Here is a 16,815-nt window from a genome sequence, read left to right as displayed (position 1 = left end):
AAGGGAGGATCCCGCATGTCCAAACCCGAATTCAACCACGCCACCTTCGTCGAGCAGCGGCTCTGCGCGACGGTCAAGCATTGTCTCGGCCTGCGCGTGTCGCATGTCGATCTGACGCACCGCCTGGTCGATGATCTGTGCTGCGACAGCATCGACCACGTCGAAATAGTGATGAAGGTCGAGGATTGCTTCGGCGTCGAGATCACCGACGACGAAGCCGCCGAATGCCGCACCGTCGCCGACTACAGCGTCTTGGTCCGCCGCAAGCTGATGACCGCCTATCCGGCGGCGGGAGGTGCGGAATGCGCCGCCTCCTGACCATGTTCCCGATCAGCGCGGCCGAGGCCGATCGCGCGGCCGAGGAAATCGCTTCGCTCTTCCGCTGGCCCGATTTCCTCGCGGCGATCGCCTGCGCGGCCTTCCTCGTCATCGGCCTCCCTGCGGCGCTTCTCGCCCTCATGATCGCGGGAGGCGCCCTGTGAAACCGCACGGTCACCGCACCAGCATCGTCGGCACCCCGACCTTCGTCTGTCGCGGACGTGGCGGACACGCGCCGGTGCTGCCTCAGCCCCCCGCGATCGCCGCCAGCCGCAACCGCTCGCGCGAAGCCGCCGCCGATCGCAACCGCGAACTGCGCCGCCGCGCCCTCTGGCTCGACTGCGAACGCGCGCCCCTTTCTATCATTCGGGAGATACCGGCATGAAGAGCTGGCTGAAACCTTGGGCGGAAACACTCGGCACCATTGCGATCGTCGCGATCGTCAACATCGCCTTCGCCAAGATCGTCGGCAAGGAAGCCGAGTTGGAGGATATCACGTTCGTCATCGCCGCTATGGCGTTGCACCGCGGATATCAGATCGCCGCCGCGTCTGCTCCTCGTTCGACCGGAGAGCGCCGATGAGCCGCCTGTCCGACGCCGAGCTGCAGGCCAAGATCGCCGCCTATCAGGCGATTAACCGTACCCGCGCTCTCACCGATGCCGAGGCCGACCGCCTCTGGCGCCTCATCCACATCGAAACCTGCCGCATCAAGGCACGTCGTCGCTCGATCGAGCGCAATCAGGCGCGCCTGTCGGCTCTAACCGAAGGAATGGCCGCATGACCGATAATCAGGTCTTCATCATCGCGACGATCATGATCGTGCTGCTCGGGACGCAGATCCTGCAGCTCTATTGGATCCACCGCATCCGTCGCCGCATCCGCCGCTACCTGCGGAGGGACGCATGAGCGCGCCGCTGCCCGACTTCCCCGTCGACCAGGTGCTTAGCCCGGCGCTGATCGAGATCATGCACGAGCTGATGCGCGAGCGCGCCCGCTCGGTCATGGTCTTCGGCCACGACGCCGCGGCCGACGACGCCCTGCCGCTGAACAGCATCGGCCAGAAGGCCACGTCCTTCCTCCAGATCGCGACCGAGCGCGCCGAAGGCCCCGACGAACGCCGCATCCTGCCCGCTGCCCGGAAAAAGGCCGTGCAGGGCGTCATCGTCGCCATCGCCTTCATCGACGCCATCGACCGCGAAATAGCCCGGAAAGGGATCACGCAATGAAACTGCCTTTGATAATTGACAATTTCGCCGGCGGCGGCGGTGCCAGCACCGGCCTAGAGGCGGCGTTCGGCCGTCCGGTCGACGTTGCTATCAATCACGATGAAGCGGCGATCGCTGTTCATTCGGCCAATCATCCCGAGACGAAGCACTATTGTCAGTCGATCTTCTCGGTCGATCCGCTTGACGCAACGGGTGGCGCGTCCGTCCTCCTCGCTTGGTTCAGCCCCGATTGCAAACATCACAGCAAGGCGAAGGGCGGCAAACCGCGCGACCGCAATATCCGCGACATGGCGTGGGTGGTTCCCCACTGGATCGAACGGCTGCAAAAGTCGACGATCGAGGGCGGCGGCGCGCCCATGGTTATCATGCTCGAAAATGTCGAAGAGTTCCGCCAGTGGGGACCGCTCGACAGCGAAGGCAAGCCGATCAAGGAACGCAAGGGCGAAGAGTTCAACCTGTGGGTGCGGCGCATCCGCAAGCTCGGCTACAAGGTCGAGCATCGCGAGCTGCGCGCTTGCGACTATGGTGCGCCGACCAGTCGCAAGCGGCTTTTCCTGATCGCACGGCGCGATGGTCAACCCATCGTCTGGCCCCAACCGACGCACGGTCGCCCCGATAGTGTAGAGGTCCGCACGGGCAAGCTCTTGCCATGGCGGACTGCGGCCGAGTGCATCGACTGGTCGATTCCCTGTCCGTCGATCTTCGACCGCGCGCGCGACCTGAAAGATCCGACCTGTCGCCGGATCGCGACAGGCGTGGTTCGCCATGTCATCAATGATCCCAAACCATTCTTCGTGCCGCTGACGCATCAGGGCGGTGACGGTCGCGTCTATCCGGGGCATAACCCCTTGCCAACTGTCACCGGCGCCCATCGGGGCGAAATCGCGGTGATATCGCCGGGCGTCGTGCCGATCACCCACACAAAGGGCGGCAATCAGGTGCGCCCGCCTCGATCGACTTTGCCCACGATCACGACATCGAAGGGCGGCGAGATCGCGGTGACGGCGGCGAGCCTGTTCAAGCTGCGAAACAACTGCATCGGGCAAGATGCCCGGGCGCCCATCAATACTATTTCGACAGGCGGTCATTTCGGTGTCGCCGCTGCGACGCTAATTCAGACGGGTTACGGCGAGCGGGAAGGGCAGGCTCCGCGTGTTCCGCACCTTTGCAAGCCTCTTGGCTCGGTCGTCGCCGGTGGGGCGAAGCATGCCGCGGTCGCCGCCTTCATGGCGCAGCACAATGCCGGCAAAGGCTGCGCGCCCAAGTCGATGAAGGAACCCCTGTCGACGATCACCGGACGTGGGACGCAGCAGCAGCCCGTGACGGTTACGCTGGTCGAGGAAGGCGCTTTGCCGCCCGACATGATGGATTGCGCGGTAAAGGTCGCCGCATTTCTGGTCAAATATTATGGTTCGGAGGTCGGCCAGCATCAGGCGGCCAATGCGCCCATCGACACGATCACCGCGAAGCCTCGCTTCGCCGTCGTCACGGTTGTGATCGACGAACTGACCTATATCATCGTCGATATCGGCATGCGCATGCTTACGCCGCGCGAGCTGGCGAATGCGCAGGGTTTCCCGCCAGATTATATTCTCGATCCCGAGTGCTGGTATCTGACCGAAAAGGGAAACCGCAAGTTCGGACGCCTGCCAATCACCCATCAAATCGCGAAGATCGGCAACAGCGTCTGCCCGGTAATGTCGAAGGTGCTGGCCTCCGCGAATCTGCCCGAGCATTGCTTGGAAAGGCTGGCGGCATGAGCGGCGAGCTTTCCTCTGCAAACAGTCGCCACCCATGGGATTGGTACGTCGAAGAGCGCTGGGTGACGCACCGGCTCGCCGACTTCCTGCCGCTCGACGAAGGCGTGACCTATCTCGATCCATGCTGCGGATCCGGCAACATTGTGGAAGCGCTCGCCGAGCGCGGCCATCAGGCATTCGGAACCGACCTTTTCGAGCGCTACGCCGGCGCGCGATTCCTCGGCGTCCACGATTGGATGGGCGACCAGCGACATTTGCTCGAAGCGAGCGACGCGCTGTCGATTTTCTTCAATCCACCCTACAGCCGCCAGAACGGCGCGCTGGTGCGCGGTCTCGCAGAGAAGTGCATACGCCGCGCGATCGAGGTCGCCACGCACAAGGTGGCCGCGTTGCTGCCAGTGAAGTGGCTCGCCAGCAAGGGCCGCTATAACCTCTTCGAACGCGATCATCGGCCGAGCGGGATCTACATCCTGTGCGAACGCCCGTCGATGCCGCCGGGCGACGTCATCGAGCAGCTCGGCAAGCGCGCCCACGACGGCGGCAAAGTCGATTTCATGTGGGTCGTGTGGGATCTGCTGGCCGAGCCGCTGCCCCACGCGCCCACCTTCTGGATCCCGCCGCGCGCGCCTGGTCGCAGCGAAGATCTGAAACTGGAGAGGGCGGCATAGGTGACCCGGCTCCTGACGATAGAGGAAACCGCGTCCGAGCTACAGATCTCGGTCCCCACGCTGCGCCGTTTGCGCGCGGCGGGGAAAATCGGTTACGTCAGGCTCGACGGCCGCAAGATTCGGCACACGCCGGATGACATCGCCGAATATATCGCGCGCCAGCATGTCGCTGCCCGCCATCAGGATTTGCCGCAATGCCCCGCCCCATCCCGAAGAAAGGATCGCCGCACTGGCACTACGACTTCGTCAGGGGCGGTCGTCGGTTTCATGGCTCGACGGGAACGGACAACAAGCGCTTAGCGCAGCAGATCATCGATCAGCGGTTGCACGAGGCGCTCCTTCCCACGCGGACCCGCCCGCCGATCACGCTCGACGATGCCGCGGGGTTCTACCAAGACTATGCTTCGGCCCTGCCGAGCTGGAAAACCACCGAATATATTCTCGCGGCTTTGGTGTCGGGTCTTGGCCGTGGACGCCTGCTCTCCGAAATCACCCAGCGCATGCTGATCGACCACTTCGCGGCGCGCCGGATCCGCGACAATGGCGAGATGCGCGCCAATAGCAGCGTGAACCGCGAGATCGAGGTTGCGAGCGCCGTCTGGCACCGGGCCGATAAGGCGAAATATGACATCGGCGACATGCCCGACTGGAACGCCTTGCGGCTCAAGGCGGCGGGAACGCGTTGGCGCTTGCTCAGCGCCGGCGATCAACAGGATGCTTATCTCGCCGCTGTCCGGGCCGACGTTCGCCCCGCGTTCGAGTTTTTGCTTCTCTCCGGCTGGCGGCGCAGCGAGGTGATCGGTCTCGGATGGAATGACCTTGATCTGCCGAACCGCACCGCGTGGACGCGCGTGAAGGGCGGGGCGATGGTCGAGCGGCCGCTAACGCAGGCGATGCTTCTGATCATCGCCAACCAGCCGAAGGTCGGCCCGAAGGTGTTCACCTATGTCTGCCAGCGCGCCACCGCCAGCGGTCGCCGCGATCGCGCCCAGCGCCGGCAGGGCGAGCGCTATCCGATCAGCGCCAGCGTCATGAGGGAAGTCCATGACGATGCTCGCAAGGCGATCGAGCTGCCGGATCTCCGCTTGCATGACCTCCGACACACTCGCGCGACGCGGATCCTGCGCAACACAGGCGATCTCGCTCTGACCAAGCGAGCGCTCGCCCACCGCAACATCGCCACCACGCTGAAATATGCCCACGTCCTCGACGACGACGTGCGCGCCGGCCTCGATGCCAGCGAGTCCCGCAATATTCCCGAACCGGAGCAGGGTACGGCCAAGAAAGCGTAACGATTTCAATTTGCTGGAATAACTGCGCCATCGCCGTGTAAACGAGATGCTCTACCAACTGAGCTAAGCGCCCCACGCCGTGGGAGCGGCGCCCCTGCCACAGCCAGACGTCGCTGGCAAGTCGCTGGCGTGTCAGCCGGGTGAGGGCAGGCCGCAGTCGTCGCCCAGCGCCAGCTCGCGGTTCACCCCGATCGCATCCAGAAAGGCCGGATCGTGGCTGACGACGATGAGCGCGCCGTCATAGGCCGCGAGCCCGGTTTCGATCGCGGCGAGCGAATCGAGATCGAGATGATTGCCGGGTTCATCGAGGATCAGCATCTGCGGTGGCTGCGGCGCGCCGAGGACGCAGGCGAGCCCGGCGCGAAGCACCTGCCCGCCGCTGAGCGTGCCGACGATGCGATCGGCGGCGTCGGCGCGAAAGCGGAAGCGTGCGAGCGCGGCGCGGCAGGCATTGTTGCCGACCCCGGGGTTGCGCCGCAGGAAATTGTCGGCGATCGAAAGTAGCGGATCGAGCAGCGCGACGCGCTGATCGAACAGCGCGAACGGCACACCGACGCGCACGCTCCCCGACCAGGGCGTCAGTGTTCCGGCGATCAGCGCGAGCAGCGTCGATTTGCCCGATCCGTTCGGGCCGGTGATTGCCAATCGCTCGGGTCCCGTGATCGTGAACGACAAATCATCGATGACGGGTGCGCCGCCGTCATAGCCCGCGCGGACATGCTCCAACGCAACGACCGTCCGCGAAGCCGGGAGACCCGTCGACGGCAGCGCGATCGCCAGCGGATCGACGATCTCGATCCGGCTGCGCGCCGCGGCGAGCGCCTGCTCGGCCTGTCCCTGCTGGCGTTCGGCCAGCCGCCCGGCGGCAGCGCGTGATTCTTCGGCGCGGCGCTGCATTGCCCCCATCACAATGCGCGGCATGTCGCCGCGCGCCGCATTTTTCCGGCCCCGCGAATCGCGGCGATCCTGCCGCTCGGCGGCGGCCTGCGCTTGGCGCTGGGCCTGATCGACGCGCTTCTCTGCGGTGGCAAGCTCGGCCTCAAGGGCCGCCTGTTCGACCGCCTTGCGCGCGGAATAGGCGCTCCAGCCGCCGCCATAGCGCGCGGCGCCCGTCGCGGTCAGTTCGACGATCGCATCCATCTCCTCGAGCAGTTGGCGGTCGTGACTGACGACGATCGCGCCGCCCTGCCAGTCGCGCAGGATCGCGCGCACCGCCTCCCGGCCCTGCCGGTCGAGATTGTTGGTCGGTTCGTCAAGCAGCAGAAAATCGGGCTGCTCGAATATCGCGCCGGCGAGCGCGGCGCGCGTGCGTTGTCCACCCGAAAGATGCACAAGCGGCGTCGCGACATCGAGCGGCAGGTCGACACCGGCCAGCGCCTCGTCGATCCGCGAAGCCAGCGTCCAGTCGGCCTCTGCGATGTCGTCGAGCGACGCCGTCCCCGCTTCGGCGCGCGCGAGCAGGGCCAGCGCCGGGCGCGCGCCGAACAGGTCGGCAATTGTCGCATCGGCGGCAACCTGCACCGTCTGGTGCAGCATGGCGATGCGCGCGCCGCGGCTGATCGCGCCGTTTGTCGGCGTTGCCTCACCCGCGATCAGGCGCAACAGGGTCGACTTGCCGACGCCATTGCGACCGACGATACCCGTGCGTTCCGGGCGAAACTGAAGGTCGAGATCGGAAAATATGCGGCGACCGTCGGGGGGCGACCAGCCGAGGCGGGAGAGGGTGATCGTAGACATGGAAAAGGCTTTCCTGAAGGCAAGGCTAGGGGCGATGCGTTCAGTTGCGGTCCATGATCCTCCGACTCCTTAAAAAGATGACGGATGACAGATAACGTCCCGGTGGCGACCGGGCAAGAGCGGGCCGACGTTAGAGCCAGCCGATCCGCTTGAAGCGCCAATAGAGGAGCGCGCACACGCTGCCCATCAAGGCAAGCGCGAAGGGGTAGCCGAAGGTCCAGCCGAGTTCGGGCATATGCTCGAAATTCATGCCGTAAATGCCGGCGATCGCGGTGGGTACGGCCAGAATGGCGGCCCAGGCCGCAAGCTGGCGCGTGATCGCGCCCTGCCGCTGCTGTTCGAGCAGATTGTTGGTGTCGACGACCGACGCCGCGACATCACGCAATCCGACGAGGCGGAATTCGGCGCGCTGCACATGGTCCCAGATGTCGCGGAAAAAGGGGCGCACGGCATCGTCGATGCACGGCAGGTCGGCATCGCTGGTCAGGCGTGATGCGACATCCTTCATCAATCCGACCAGGCGTTGAAAGCGGATGATCTCGTGCCGCTGGCCGTAAAGATGCCGGATGTCGTCGGCGTCGAGCGGCGTGTCCATGACGCTTTCCTCGACCGTAAGCAGCCGGTCCTCGATCGCGTCGATCACCGGGAAATAGCCGTCGACGATGAAATCGAGAATCGCATAAAGTACATAATCGGGGCCGTGCGCCAGTTTCGCCGGCAAGGATTCGAGCCGCGCGCGCACCTCGCTGTGCGTCCGCGCCGACCCGTGACGGACACTTACGATGAAATGGCGACCAAGGAAGAAGGCGGTTTCGCCCGACTGGATCGTGTCGCCATCGCGATTGCCGGTGCTGGCGACGACGAACAATTGCTCGCCATAGGCTTCGACCTTTGGCAGCTGGTTGGCCTTCAGCGCGTCCTCGACCGCCAGCGGATGCAGGCCGAAGCGCCTGGCGATCCCCTCCAGCTCGCCGGGGGTCGGCTCGAACAGGCCGAGCCAGAAAAAGTCGCCCGGATCGCAATGATCGGGAATGGCCTCGTTCGGGCCCAGCTCACGCACGAGCTTGCCATCATTATAGAGACGGGCGGCCTTGATCGGCATCGTCAAACTCCCTCGACTGCCCGCTGCAGATAGCGGCACGGGCGGCCGAGGGAAATAACTCAGGCCGGAAAGGCGTCGCGTACGCGGCGTTCGAGCACCGCAAGCGGGATGCGTCCGGCCCCGAGCACGACGTCGTGGAAGCGCTTGATGTCATAATCCCGGTGCGACGAAACCTCATCACGCAGCCGGCTGATCGCGGTCTGACCGACCTTGTATGAACAGGCTTGCCCCGGATAGACGATGTAGCGGTCGATCTCGGTTCGCGCCGAACTTGGCGTTTCGGACGAGTTTTCGACCATGAATTCGATCGCCTGCTGGCGATTCCAGCCCTTGGCGTGCAGCCCGGTATCGACGACGAGGCGTGAGGCGCGAAACGCATAGGACGCCAGATAGCCGATCTCGCCGAGCGGATCGTCGCCGTACATCCCGAGCTCGGCGGCAACCTGCTCGGCATACAGCCCCCAGCCTTCGCCATAGGCCGTGACGTAAGAGGATTGGCGGTAAAGCGGCAATGCCGCGTCCTCGAACTTCAGGGCATTTTCGAACAGATGCCCCGGCGCTCCCTCGTGAAAGGCGAGCGTCGGCAGCGTGTAGCGCGGCCACTCGTGCGTATCGCGCAGGTTGATGAAGAAAATGCCCGGGCGCGACCCGTCGGGGGTGCCGGCCTGCGCCGAACCGCCAGGAGCGCCGATCTCGATCTCGGGCGGGACGCGGCGGATTTCATAGGGCGCGCGCGGCATCCGGCTGAACACTTGCGGCAGGCGGGCGCGAATGGTGGTGAGCCGATCGTTGAGATAGGCGAGCAGCGCCGCGCGCCCCGTATCGTCATTGGCGAACAACTGGCCGTCGGTTGCGGTCAGCGCGTCGAGCCGCTGGCGTAGGCTGCCCTCTTTGAAGCCCTGCGCGGTGAGCAGCTTGTCCATGCGCGCGTGCAGATCGGCAAGCTGGTCGAGCCCCAATTGATGGATCTGCTCGGCGGTCATGTCGGTGGTCGTGTGCTGCGCCAGCGTCGCCGCATAATAGGCGGGACCGTCCGGAAGGCGCGATACGCCCGCCTCGTCACCGGCCTTAGGCAGCAGCGCCGTCAGCACCTCGATCTGACGCGTCAGAGCAGCGCGGATCGGACCTTCGAATATCACCTGCGCGCGCGCATCATAGCCGGTGAGGCCGATGGCGTTGGCGCGGCGGGCGAGCGAGGCGACGATCGTCTTCGACGCCGCATCGCCGTCACGCAAACGGCCGAGCTGCTGCAGGGCCTGTTCGATGATGAAGCGCGGCGCGACGACGCCCATCGCGGCATTGGCGCGCACGATCGCGCTATCATCGTCGAGGAGCGCCGGCGTTGCCTCCATTCGCGCGATATAGGCATCGACGTCGGCCTTGGTCTTCACCGGATGCTGGCTGTCGAGAAAGGTGCTGACGCCGGTATAGAAGCCGCCGAGCTGCGTGACTGCATAGGGACCGGCGCGGTGCGCAAAGCCGCCGGTGTGATAGGGGAAGCGGGCCAGTCGCTGGCGGGCCACAAGATCGAATTCGGCGCTGTCATAGGCCACCCGCGCATTATCGCCGAGCGCACCGCGATCGATCGCGCGTAGTGCGGCAAGGTCGGTGTCGATCCGGCGGTCGCGTGCGGTCCGCGCGGCGGCCGACCAGTCGGGAAATCGCGCTCGCAGCCCGGCGCGCGCACCGATATCGAGGCCCAGGCTCGCGGCGCGGGTCGGGTCGTCGATCAGCGCCTGATCGAACTGGCGGGTGAGCAGTGCATCGAGGCGCGCGTCGGCGCTGTCCGCACCCCATGCCGGCATCGCAAGCCCCGCCGATGCCATGCCCATGCCCGCCAGCAGCGTCCGGCGATCCAGTGCGAAATCGATCATGGTTGTTCTCCTATCATGCCGCGACCCTATGGTTTCGGGGGCTTTGCCGCAAGCATGTGTGTTGGTCGAATAAAACCCCTTGCCAAGCATGCGCTACAAATGTAGCACGCTACAAATGTAGCGCGAAAGGTGATTCGCATGTTGTCGAGCTTGCCCCCGCGGGAACGCGAAATTGTCGATATTCTTTACGAACGTGGCGCGTCGACCGTGACTGAAATCGGCGAGGCTTTGCCCGCCGAACTGTCCGGATCGGCGATCCGCGCGATGCTCAAGCGGCTCGAGGCCAAGGGCTTCGTTGTGCGCGAGGCATCGGATCGCGGCTTTCTCTATGCGCCGAGCGTCGAGGAGAAGACGGCGAGCAAATCGGCGCTGACCCAGGTGGTGCGCGTCTTTTTCAACGGATCGGCGACCAGCGCCGCCGCGGCGCTGCTCGGCATGCAGGACAAGATGAGTGCGGGCGATCTCGATGAGCTGGAAAAGCTGATCGCCGAAGCGCGCGAAGGGAGGACAAAATGATGATCACCGCCGCGACCCTGCTGGGTCTTGCCTGGAAATCGGCGATCATCGCCGGGCTGACGCTGCTGTTGCTGCGCCTCGCGCGGTCGCGTTCGGCAGGCGAGCGTTCGCTTATCGCGCATGCCGGGCTGGCGGCGCTGCTGCTGCTGCCGGTGGCGACGCTGGCGCTTCCCGAATGGGCCCCGCTGCCCGCCGACTGGGTCGAAGCATCTGCGCCTGCAATGTCGGCGCCACCGGCGGTTGTCGAGGCGCCTCCCGCGGCGGCGGCTCAGCCCGGCGCTGCGGCGCCGGCCATGGCTGCGGATAGCAAAGCCGATGCCGGTTGGACGCTGCCCGCGATGGCCGACCTCGCCATCTGGGTGTACAGCTTTCCCCTGTTCCTGCTTGCCCTTTTGATGACGGTTGCCGTGGTGCGGCTGTTCGCGATGCGCGGCCGAGCCGATGTGCTGGTTCAGCCTTCGTGGCTGTCGGCGCTCGCCGAAGCGCAGCGGCGGATGGGCTTCAAGCATGGGACAGCGCTGCTGGTCAGCAACGAACTGCGCTCGCCGATCAGTTGGGGCGTGGTCCGCCCGACGATCGTGCTTAACCCGGCCGCCGTCGATGCCGTGGCCGAGGCCGAGGCGATCATCGCGCACGAACTGGCGCATGTCGCGCGGCTCGACTGGGCGAAGCTGCTCGCGGCGCGCCTTGCCTGCGCGCTGTTCTGGTTCAATCCGCTCGTCTGGATGCTGGCGCGCGAGAGCCATCAATTGCGCGAGGAAGCGGCCGATGATGCCGTGCTGCTCGCCGACATCGACGGTCCCGACTATGCCTCGCTGCTCGTCGGCGCGGCGCGTCACGACAATCAGGGCGCGCTGCTTGCCGCCCATGGGGTCGCGCCGGCGCAGAACAGCCTGAAGCGCCGGATCACCCGCGTCCTCGACGGCAGCCTGAAGCGCGGACCCGCCAGCGCGAGCTGGGTTCTGATGAGCCTGGTGCTGCTCGCCGGCGTATCGGCGCCGCTCGCCGCCTTTTCCGCGACTGCCACACCGTCCGCGTCGGGGCCTGTCCACACCCCCGTCGCAACCGCCCCGGCCGCGGCATTGCAGTCCGCCGCGGCCGTGGGTTCGGCGGGCGAGCGGACCGACAAGCCGGCCCCTGCTACTGCCCGCAAGCCGCTGTCGCCCGACGATCTTGTCGGCATGCGCGCGGTCGGCGTGACACCCGACGATGTCCGCAAGATGCGCGAAAGCGGCCATGCTGATGCCGACGACATTATCGCGGCCAAGGCGACCGGCGTCGACCCGGCCTATATCAATGCGATGCGCCGTGTCTTTCCGAACGCCGACGTCGGCGATCTGGTTGGCGCGAAAGCGGTGGGCATCGACCCGGCCTATGCCCGCGACATGCGCCGCTATTTCCCCGATGTGAATCTCGACGATCTGACGGCGATGCGGGCCATGGGCGTCACCGGCGACTATGTCCGCCAGATGCGTGCCGCGGGCCGCGCGATGCGCGACCCCGACGACGCGATCGAGGCGCGCGCGCTGGGCAATTGGGGCGGGGCCTATAGCGAAGTCCGGTCCAGTTCGGGCGCGACCGCGCGCATCGGCTCGGACGGAACGCTCGAGGCGCGCAGCGCCGACGGCAAGGTCACGCGGATAAGTCCGCCGCGCCCGCCAGCGCCGCCCGAAAATCCCGCGGCGCCGCAGGACTGACCCTTCGGCCACTGGCCGAAGCCAAGCCGCCGCTCATCGAAGCCTGATTTTGAAACGCCGCTGCGGCGGCGAGCGATGATGCTCGCCCGGCGCACGGAGGAGGAGTGCCCCCAATGAAACCGCAATCGAAGACATTGTTCGTCGCCGCCGGCAGCGTGCTGTTGACCTTGATCGCCTGCGCCGCCCCTGCGCAGCCGACCGCGGCCTCGGCCCAGGAGAGCAGCGCGATCCGCTGGGATGTCTCGCAGCCCGACGACGGCGACGGCGATCCGCGCCTGCAGCTTCGCGCCAAGCAATCAACCAGCAGTGTCGCTCTCGACGGTGCCCGCGCGGAATTTTCCGCGGCGCGGGACACGCTGGGCGGCGGGCGCGGCCCGGTCAGCTTCAGCGTGGTGCACGCGGCGGGCCGCCTCGATTGCACGGGCAGTCTGCACGCAGCCTATGAGGGCGAGGGACAATGCCGCTTTGCGCCCGATGCCGGCTTCGCGACCGCGCTGGAGAGCCGCGGTGTCGGCACGCCGACGCGCAAGGAACAACTCGCCATGTTGATGGTCGATGCGACGGTGGAACTGGCCGACGGCCTGATCGACGCGGGGCTTCGTCCGCACACCGGCGAACTTGTCGCGGCGGCAGCGTTGAAGGTGACGCCCGCCTATGTCCGCGACCTCCAATCGGGCGCGCTTCGGCTCACCTCGATCAACGATGCGATCGCGTGCAAGGCGCTGGGCGTCGACCGCGACTATGTGCGCGGGCTGGCAGCGGCCGGATACGCAAAGCTGACCTCCGACCAGGTGATCAGCATGAAGGCGTTGGGAATTACCCCCGACTATGCGCGCTCGATGAATGCGGCAGCCGGAGGCACGCAGTGATGCGGATGACGAGCGCAATGGCGCTGGCGGCCGCCCTTGCCGCATCGATGTCGGCGACGACTGCGTGCGCGCAGGATGCGGCGGTCGACAGCGCAGCCCCGCCGCCGGTCCCGGCTCCGGCCGCCGCTCCGGCGAGTGGCGGCAGCGCGCGGCAGGTCTTCACCCCCGCCGACTTCGTCCGCTACGCGCCCAAGAACGCCTATGACATGCTCAATCAGGTTCCGGGCTTTTCGATCCGCGACAATGAACAGCTCCGCGGGCTCGGGCAGGCGACAGGCAATGTCCTGTTCAACGGCGAGCGTCCCTCGACGAAGTCGGACGATATGGTGACATTGCTGTCGCGCATTCCCGCCGGGAATGTCGAACGCATCGAAATCGTCGACGGCGCCTCGCTCGATATCCCCGGTCTATCGGGTCAGGTGGCCAATATCGTTTATCGCGCCGACGATTTTTCGGGTCAATTTGCGTGGAAGCCCGAGTTTCGCGCTCATTATGCGCATCCGCTCTACACGCGCGGCGACATTTCGGTCCGCGGCCGCAAGGGAGCGATCGAATATGAACTGGGTCTCTATAACAATGATTCGGCGCGCAGTTCCGCGGGTGGGCCGACGATCATCACCGACGGCGACGGCAACATCATCGAGCGCCGCCACGATGTCTGGCGCAGTCCCTATGACACGCCCAAGCTTTCAGGGCGGCTGACCTGGGACGGCCCCGCCGATACGGTAGGCCATCTGGGCGCCCATTATCAGCGCATCTATAATCCCTATGTCGAATTCGGACGTCGGACGCGCGATGGCGCCCCCGACGAATATCGCACCGTTCGCGAAAATCCGAACAGCTGGAATTACGAAGTCAACGGCGATTACCAGTTCGGGGTCGGCCCCGGAAAGCTGAAGCTGATCGGGCTGCGCCGCTTCAGCCACGAACCCTATTCGCAGGAAGTAATCACCAGCTTTTCGGACGGATCGCCCGCAGTCGGCGATCGTTTCACCCAGACGGGCGATATCGGCGAGACGATCGCGCGCGGCGAATATCAGTGGAAGATGCTGGGGGGCGATTGGGAGTTGTCGGGGGAGGCGGCGTTCAACACGCTCGACAATGTTGCGGCGCTTTATACGCTCGATCCGACAGGGGCTTTCGTCGAGCTTCCGTTCCCGGGCGGTACCGGGGGCGTGAAGGAGGATCGCTACGAAAGCCTGTTGAGCTTTGGCCGCAAGATCACCGACAAGCTGAACGTGCAGATCGTTGCGGGCGCCGAGCGATCAACGATCACGCAAAGCGGCGCGAACGGCCTGACCCGCAGCTTCTTCCGACCGAAGGGATCGCTGTCGATCGCCTGGGCACCGGCGCCCGATTTCGACATGTCGCTCAAGATCCGACGCCGCGTGCTGCAGTTGAGCTTCTACGATTTCCTCGCGCGCGCCTTCCTGAACGACGACAACCAGAATGGCAGCAACACCGATCTGCGGCCGCAGCAGGACTGGAGCTATGAACTGGAAGTCAACAAGCGGTTCGGGGCGTGGGGATCGACAAAGCTGTTCTTCGTGTACCGCGATGTCGAAGACCGGGTCGACGTGATCCCGATCGGCGATGGCGAAGGCGTCGGCAATATTGCCAAGGCGCGCGCCGGCGCGATCGACTGGACCTCGACGATCAATCTCGATCCGGCCGGCATCAAGGGCATGAAGATCGAAACCCGGCTGCTACTTCAGAAAAGCTCGCTGCGCGACCCCTTCACCGGCGAGACGCGCCAGTGGAACGGCTTCACCGACCGGGTCGTCGAGCTGAGTCTGCGCCACGATATTCCCGGTAGCGACTGGGCCTGGGGCGCAAGCGCCAACCATTCGCATTACCAGCCGGTCTATCGCCGCAACCAGATCGACACCGCGTGGGAAGGGCCTGTGTTCGCCAACATCTTTGTCGAGAACAAGGATGTGTTCGGTCTGACGGTCCGTGCGACGGTGGCGAACATCCTCAATGCAAGGTCGAAGCGCGACCGCACGGTATGGACGGGATTGCGCGACGAAAGCCCGATTGCCTTCGTCGAAAAGCGCGACCGGTTGATCGGGCCGATCTTCGCTTTCTCGGTTCGCGGGAAATTCTAGGCCGCGTAGGCGTCGATCGCGGCGAGATGACGCGCCTTGGCGTCGTCATCGAGGAAGGCGCCGAGAAAACTGTTGCGGGCGAGCGTGACAAGCTCGTCCCGCGACAGATCGAGCGCATCGGCGACGACGGTGTAGTTGGCGTTCACATAGCCGCCGAAATAGCTTGGGTCGTCGCTGTTCACGGTGGCAAGAAGCCCGGCATCCAGCATCGCCTTGAGGGGATGCGCGGTCATGTCGTCGACGACGCAAAGCTTGAGATTGGAAAGCGGGCACACGGTCAGACACATCGCGTCATCGGCGAGCCGCGCGACGAGGGCTTCGTCCTCGAGGCTGCGATTGCCGTGGTCGATGCGATCGACGCCCAGCAGATCGAGCGCTTCGTGCACATATTCGGGCGGCCCCTCCTCACCGGCATGGGCAACGAGGCGCAGGCCGAGGTTGCGGGCGCGGGCGAAGACGCGCTGGAACTTGGCGGGCGGGTGGCCGACTTCGGACGAATCGAGACCGACTCCGTCGATCCGGTCGAGCCATGGGCGCGCTTCGTCGAGCGTCGCCTCTGCCTCCTCCTCGCTGAGATGGCGAAGAAAGCACATGATGAGCCGCGAGCTCATATCATAACGGGCCTGCGCATCGTCGAGCGCGCGGGTGATACCGCCGATGACGGTCGCGAAGGGGATGCCGCGCGCAGTGTGGCCCTGGGGATCGAAGAAGATCTCGCTGTGGCGAACGCCATCGGCATGCGCGCGCGCGAGATAGGCGGCCGTCAGGTCATAGAAATCCTGTTCGGTCTGCAGAACGCCCATCCCCTGATAATAGATGTCGAGAAAATCCTGCAGGTTCGAAAAGGCATAGGCCGCGCGGACATCATCGATCGTCGCAAACGGGATGGCGATGCCGTTGCGCCGCGCGAGTTCGAACATCAGTTCGGGTTCGAGCGACCCTTCGATATGAAGGTGCAACTCCGCCTTCGGGAGCGCGGCGATGAAGGCCGCCCGGTCCGCCGGGGTAGCAAAATCGTCAGCCATGCGGCGTCTCCGTTTCTTCGCGCAGGATGATCGCCGCCTCGGGCTTGTGGCGGCGTATCTCGTCGATCGTCAGCCCGTCGATTTCGTGCGGGAAGATCAGCCATTGGTCGGTCTCATGGACGAAGAAGTCAGGTTTGAGATCGGTGACGTTGCGGCGCGGTTTGTAATAGACGGTCGCGATCCGGATATCGCGCGGCATGTTGTGGCGGCATCGCGCCCTGAGTTCGGCGAGAAAGGCTCGAATGCTGCGACCGCTATCGAAAACATCGTCGATGATGAGCAGCCGGTCCTCGGGATCGAGTGTATCGATCAGATAGCCGAGCGCGAAGACCTTCACCTGCGTGTCCTGGCGGTCGATGCCGTGATAGGATGAGGTGCGGATCGCGATATGGTCGCTGTGAACGCCGTGATATTCGAGCAATTCCTGGACCGCGATGCCGACGGGCGCCCCGCCGCGCCAGATGCCGACGAGATGTGTCGGCGCAAAACCGCTGTCGATCACCTGCATCCCGAGCCGCAACGAATCGGCAAGAAGGTCGTTGGCGCTGATGTAGATCTTGTCGGTGGTCATGGGCCGGAGTTATACGCAGGCGAAGCGCCGGGCAAGGCGCGGCGACGGGGC

At 65.3% G+C, this 16,815-nt stretch carries 20 protein-coding genes; 15 read left to right on the top strand and 5 right to left on the bottom strand.

Translation table 11 applies throughout. The annotated features are described in order from the left end of the window. Window positions 1–15 precede the first annotated feature (15 nt). Genes L0963_RS08575 through L0963_RS08530 form a run of 11 tightly spaced genes read left to right on the top strand, consistent with a single transcriptional unit; the run spans window position 16 to window position 5,265 of the window. Window positions 16–318: an acyl carrier protein gene (locus L0963_RS08575; RefSeq protein WP_234179190.1), complete on the top strand. Its 303-nt coding sequence runs from the start codon at window positions 16–18 to the stop codon at window positions 316–318. Continuing rightward, window positions 303–482 (top strand): hypothetical protein, encoded by a 180-nt coding sequence (locus L0963_RS08570; RefSeq protein WP_234179189.1) that lies wholly within the window; start codon window positions 303–305, stop codon window positions 480–482. The genes L0963_RS08575 and L0963_RS08570 overlap by 16 nt, the downstream gene beginning before the upstream one ends. Further along, on the top strand, window positions 479–703 hold the full coding sequence (locus tag L0963_RS08565) for a hypothetical protein (protein WP_003043220.1): 225 nt from the start codon (window positions 479–481) through the stop codon (window positions 701–703). The genes L0963_RS08570 and L0963_RS08565 overlap by 4 nt, the downstream gene beginning before the upstream one ends. Continuing rightward, complete coding sequence (locus tag L0963_RS08560) at window positions 700–900, top strand: hypothetical protein (RefSeq protein ID WP_234179188.1); 201 nt, start codon at window positions 700–702, stop codon at window positions 898–900. The genes L0963_RS08565 and L0963_RS08560 overlap by 4 nt, the downstream gene beginning before the upstream one ends. Continuing rightward, window positions 897–1,100, top strand: a complete 204-nt coding sequence (locus tag L0963_RS08555; protein ID WP_003043213.1) for a hypothetical protein — start codon at window positions 897–899, stop codon at window positions 1,098–1,100. Before L0963_RS08560 ends, L0963_RS08555 begins: the two co-directional genes overlap by 4 nt. Continuing rightward, window positions 1,097–1,225: a hypothetical protein gene (locus L0963_RS19680; RefSeq protein WP_267960589.1), complete on the top strand. Its 129-nt coding sequence runs from the start codon at window positions 1,097–1,099 to the stop codon at window positions 1,223–1,225. Before L0963_RS08555 ends, L0963_RS19680 begins: the two co-directional genes overlap by 4 nt. Beyond that, window positions 1,222–1,545: a hypothetical protein gene (locus L0963_RS08550; RefSeq protein ID WP_234179187.1), complete on the top strand. Its 324-nt coding sequence runs from the start codon at window positions 1,222–1,224 to the stop codon at window positions 1,543–1,545. The genes L0963_RS19680 and L0963_RS08550 overlap by 4 nt, the downstream gene beginning before the upstream one ends. After that, a complete protein-coding gene (locus L0963_RS08545; protein WP_234179186.1) occupies window positions 1,542–3,305 on the top strand; it encodes a DNA cytosine methyltransferase in 1,764 nt (587 codons plus the stop codon). Before L0963_RS08550 ends, L0963_RS08545 begins: the two co-directional genes overlap by 4 nt. After that, on the top strand, window positions 3,302–3,973 hold the full coding sequence (locus tag L0963_RS08540) for a hypothetical protein (RefSeq protein ID WP_234179185.1): 672 nt from the start codon (window positions 3,302–3,304) through the stop codon (window positions 3,971–3,973). The genes L0963_RS08545 and L0963_RS08540 overlap by 4 nt, the downstream gene beginning before the upstream one ends. Continuing rightward, a complete protein-coding gene (locus L0963_RS19885) occupies window positions 3,974–4,273 on the top strand; it encodes a helix-turn-helix domain-containing protein (protein ID WP_442800555.1) in 300 nt (99 codons plus the stop codon). It begins immediately after the preceding gene. After that, window positions 4,168–5,265, top strand: coding sequence for a tyrosine-type recombinase/integrase (locus L0963_RS08530; RefSeq protein WP_234179183.1), 1,098 nt, complete (start codon window positions 4,168–4,170; stop codon window positions 5,263–5,265). The genes L0963_RS19885 and L0963_RS08530 overlap by 106 nt, the downstream gene beginning before the upstream one ends. A gap of 132 nt (window positions 5,266–5,397) precedes the next feature. Here L0963_RS08530 and L0963_RS08525 read toward each other — a convergent pair whose 3' ends face one another. From L0963_RS08525 to L0963_RS08515, 3 genes are all read right to left on the bottom strand, one after another. Next, a complete protein-coding gene (locus tag L0963_RS08525) occupies window positions 5,398–7,002 on the bottom strand; it encodes an ABC-F family ATP-binding cassette domain-containing protein (RefSeq protein ID WP_234179182.1) in 1,605 nt (534 codons plus the stop codon). 130 nt (window positions 7,003–7,132) lie between these two features. Continuing rightward, window positions 7,133–8,104, bottom strand: coding sequence for a magnesium and cobalt transport protein CorA (locus tag L0963_RS08520; RefSeq protein WP_062901120.1), 972 nt, complete (start codon window positions 8,102–8,104; stop codon window positions 7,133–7,135). 59 nt (window positions 8,105–8,163) lie between these two features. Further along, window positions 8,164–9,978: a DUF885 domain-containing protein gene (locus tag L0963_RS08515; RefSeq protein ID WP_234179181.1), complete on the bottom strand. Its 1,815-nt coding sequence runs from the start codon at window positions 9,976–9,978 to the stop codon at window positions 8,164–8,166. Between the two features lie 138 nt (window positions 9,979–10,116). Here L0963_RS08515 and L0963_RS08510 point away from each other — a divergent pair, with 138 nt between their 5' ends. The 4 genes from L0963_RS08510 to L0963_RS08495 all read left to right on the top strand — a co-directional run bounded on the left by L0963_RS08510 (window position 10,117) and on the right by L0963_RS08495 (window position 15,168). Next, window positions 10,117–10,494, top strand: a complete 378-nt coding sequence (locus tag L0963_RS08510) for a BlaI/MecI/CopY family transcriptional regulator (protein WP_003043189.1) — start codon at window positions 10,117–10,119, stop codon at window positions 10,492–10,494. Continuing rightward, window positions 10,491–12,191, top strand: coding sequence for a M56 family metallopeptidase (locus L0963_RS08505; RefSeq protein ID WP_062901118.1), 1,701 nt, complete (start codon window positions 10,491–10,493; stop codon window positions 12,189–12,191). Before L0963_RS08510 ends, L0963_RS08505 begins: the two co-directional genes overlap by 4 nt. 113 nt (window positions 12,192–12,304) lie before the next feature. Beyond that, the gene (locus L0963_RS08500; protein ID WP_186401242.1) at window positions 12,305–13,060 is read left to right on the top strand and encodes a hypothetical protein; all 756 of its coding nucleotides are present in this window, start codon (window positions 12,305–12,307) and stop codon (window positions 13,058–13,060) included. Further along, window positions 13,060–15,168 carry a TonB-dependent receptor plug domain-containing protein gene (locus L0963_RS08495; protein WP_234179179.1) on the top strand — a complete coding sequence of 703 codons (2,109 nt, stop codon included), beginning with the start codon at window positions 13,060–13,062 and terminating at the stop codon, window positions 15,166–15,168. Before L0963_RS08500 ends, L0963_RS08495 begins: the two co-directional genes overlap by 1 nt. On the opposite strand, the gene L0963_RS08490 is transcribed toward L0963_RS08495, so the two are convergent. Then, a complete protein-coding gene (locus L0963_RS08490) occupies window positions 15,165–16,193 on the bottom strand; it encodes an adenosine deaminase (RefSeq protein WP_234179178.1) in 1,029 nt (342 codons plus the stop codon). The two genes, L0963_RS08495 and L0963_RS08490, sit on opposite strands and share 4 nt — an antisense overlap. Beyond that, window positions 16,186–16,764: a phosphoribosyltransferase gene (locus L0963_RS08485; RefSeq protein ID WP_186401240.1), complete on the bottom strand. Its 579-nt coding sequence runs from the start codon at window positions 16,762–16,764 to the stop codon at window positions 16,186–16,188. The genes L0963_RS08490 and L0963_RS08485 overlap by 8 nt, the downstream gene beginning before the upstream one ends. Window positions 16,765–16,815 lie beyond the last annotated feature (51 nt).

The organism is Sphingopyxis sp. NFH-91, assembly GCF_021401285.1.
GTDB lineage: Bacteria > Pseudomonadota > Alphaproteobacteria > Sphingomonadales > Sphingomonadaceae > Sphingopyxis > Sphingopyxis terrae_A.
Note: the sequence above shows the minus strand (reverse complement) of the source record. Positions and strands in the feature narration are given on the sequence as shown.

Coding starts and splice junctions, on each gene's coding strand:
- L0963_RS08575 (WP_234179190.1), top strand. CDS start 16: ATGTCCAAACCCGAATTCAACCACGCCACCTTCGTCGAGCAGCGGCTC.
- L0963_RS08570 (WP_234179189.1), top strand. CDS start 303: ATGCGCCGCCTCCTGACCATGTTCCCGATCAGCGCGGCCGAGGCCGAT.
- L0963_RS08560 (WP_234179188.1), top strand. CDS start 700: ATGAAGAGCTGGCTGAAACCTTGGGCGGAAACACTCGGCACCATTGCG.
- L0963_RS08555 (WP_003043213.1), top strand. CDS start 897: ATGAGCCGCCTGTCCGACGCCGAGCTGCAGGCCAAGATCGCCGCCTAT.
- L0963_RS19680 (WP_267960589.1), top strand. CDS start 1,097: ATGACCGATAATCAGGTCTTCATCATCGCGACGATCATGATCGTGCTG.
- L0963_RS08550 (WP_234179187.1), top strand. CDS start 1,222: ATGAGCGCGCCGCTGCCCGACTTCCCCGTCGACCAGGTGCTTAGCCCG.
- L0963_RS08545 (WP_234179186.1), top strand. CDS start 1,542: ATGAAACTGCCTTTGATAATTGACAATTTCGCCGGCGGCGGCGGTGCC.
- L0963_RS08540 (WP_234179185.1), top strand. CDS start 3,302: ATGAGCGGCGAGCTTTCCTCTGCAAACAGTCGCCACCCATGGGATTGG.
- L0963_RS08530 (WP_234179183.1), top strand. CDS start 4,168: ATGCCCCGCCCCATCCCGAAGAAAGGATCGCCGCACTGGCACTACGAC.
- L0963_RS08525 (WP_234179182.1), bottom strand. CDS start 7,002: ATGTCTACGATCACCCTCTCCCGCCTCGGCTGGTCGCCCCCCGACGGT.
- L0963_RS08520 (WP_062901120.1), bottom strand. CDS start 8,104: ATGCCGATCAAGGCCGCCCGTCTCTATAATGATGGCAAGCTCGTGCGT.
- L0963_RS08515 (WP_234179181.1), bottom strand. CDS start 9,978: ATGATCGATTTCGCACTGGATCGCCGGACGCTGCTGGCGGGCATGGGC.
- L0963_RS08510 (WP_003043189.1), top strand. CDS start 10,117: ATGTTGTCGAGCTTGCCCCCGCGGGAACGCGAAATTGTCGATATTCTT.
- L0963_RS08505 (WP_062901118.1), top strand. CDS start 10,491: ATGATGATCACCGCCGCGACCCTGCTGGGTCTTGCCTGGAAATCGGCG.
- L0963_RS08500 (WP_186401242.1), top strand. CDS start 12,305: ATGAAACCGCAATCGAAGACATTGTTCGTCGCCGCCGGCAGCGTGCTG.
- L0963_RS08495 (WP_234179179.1), top strand. CDS start 13,060: ATGCGGATGACGAGCGCAATGGCGCTGGCGGCCGCCCTTGCCGCATCG.
- L0963_RS08490 (WP_234179178.1), bottom strand. CDS start 16,193: ATGGCTGACGATTTTGCTACCCCGGCGGACCGGGCGGCCTTCATCGCC.
- L0963_RS08485 (WP_186401240.1), bottom strand. CDS start 16,764: ATGACCACCGACAAGATCTACATCAGCGCCAACGACCTTCTTGCCGAT.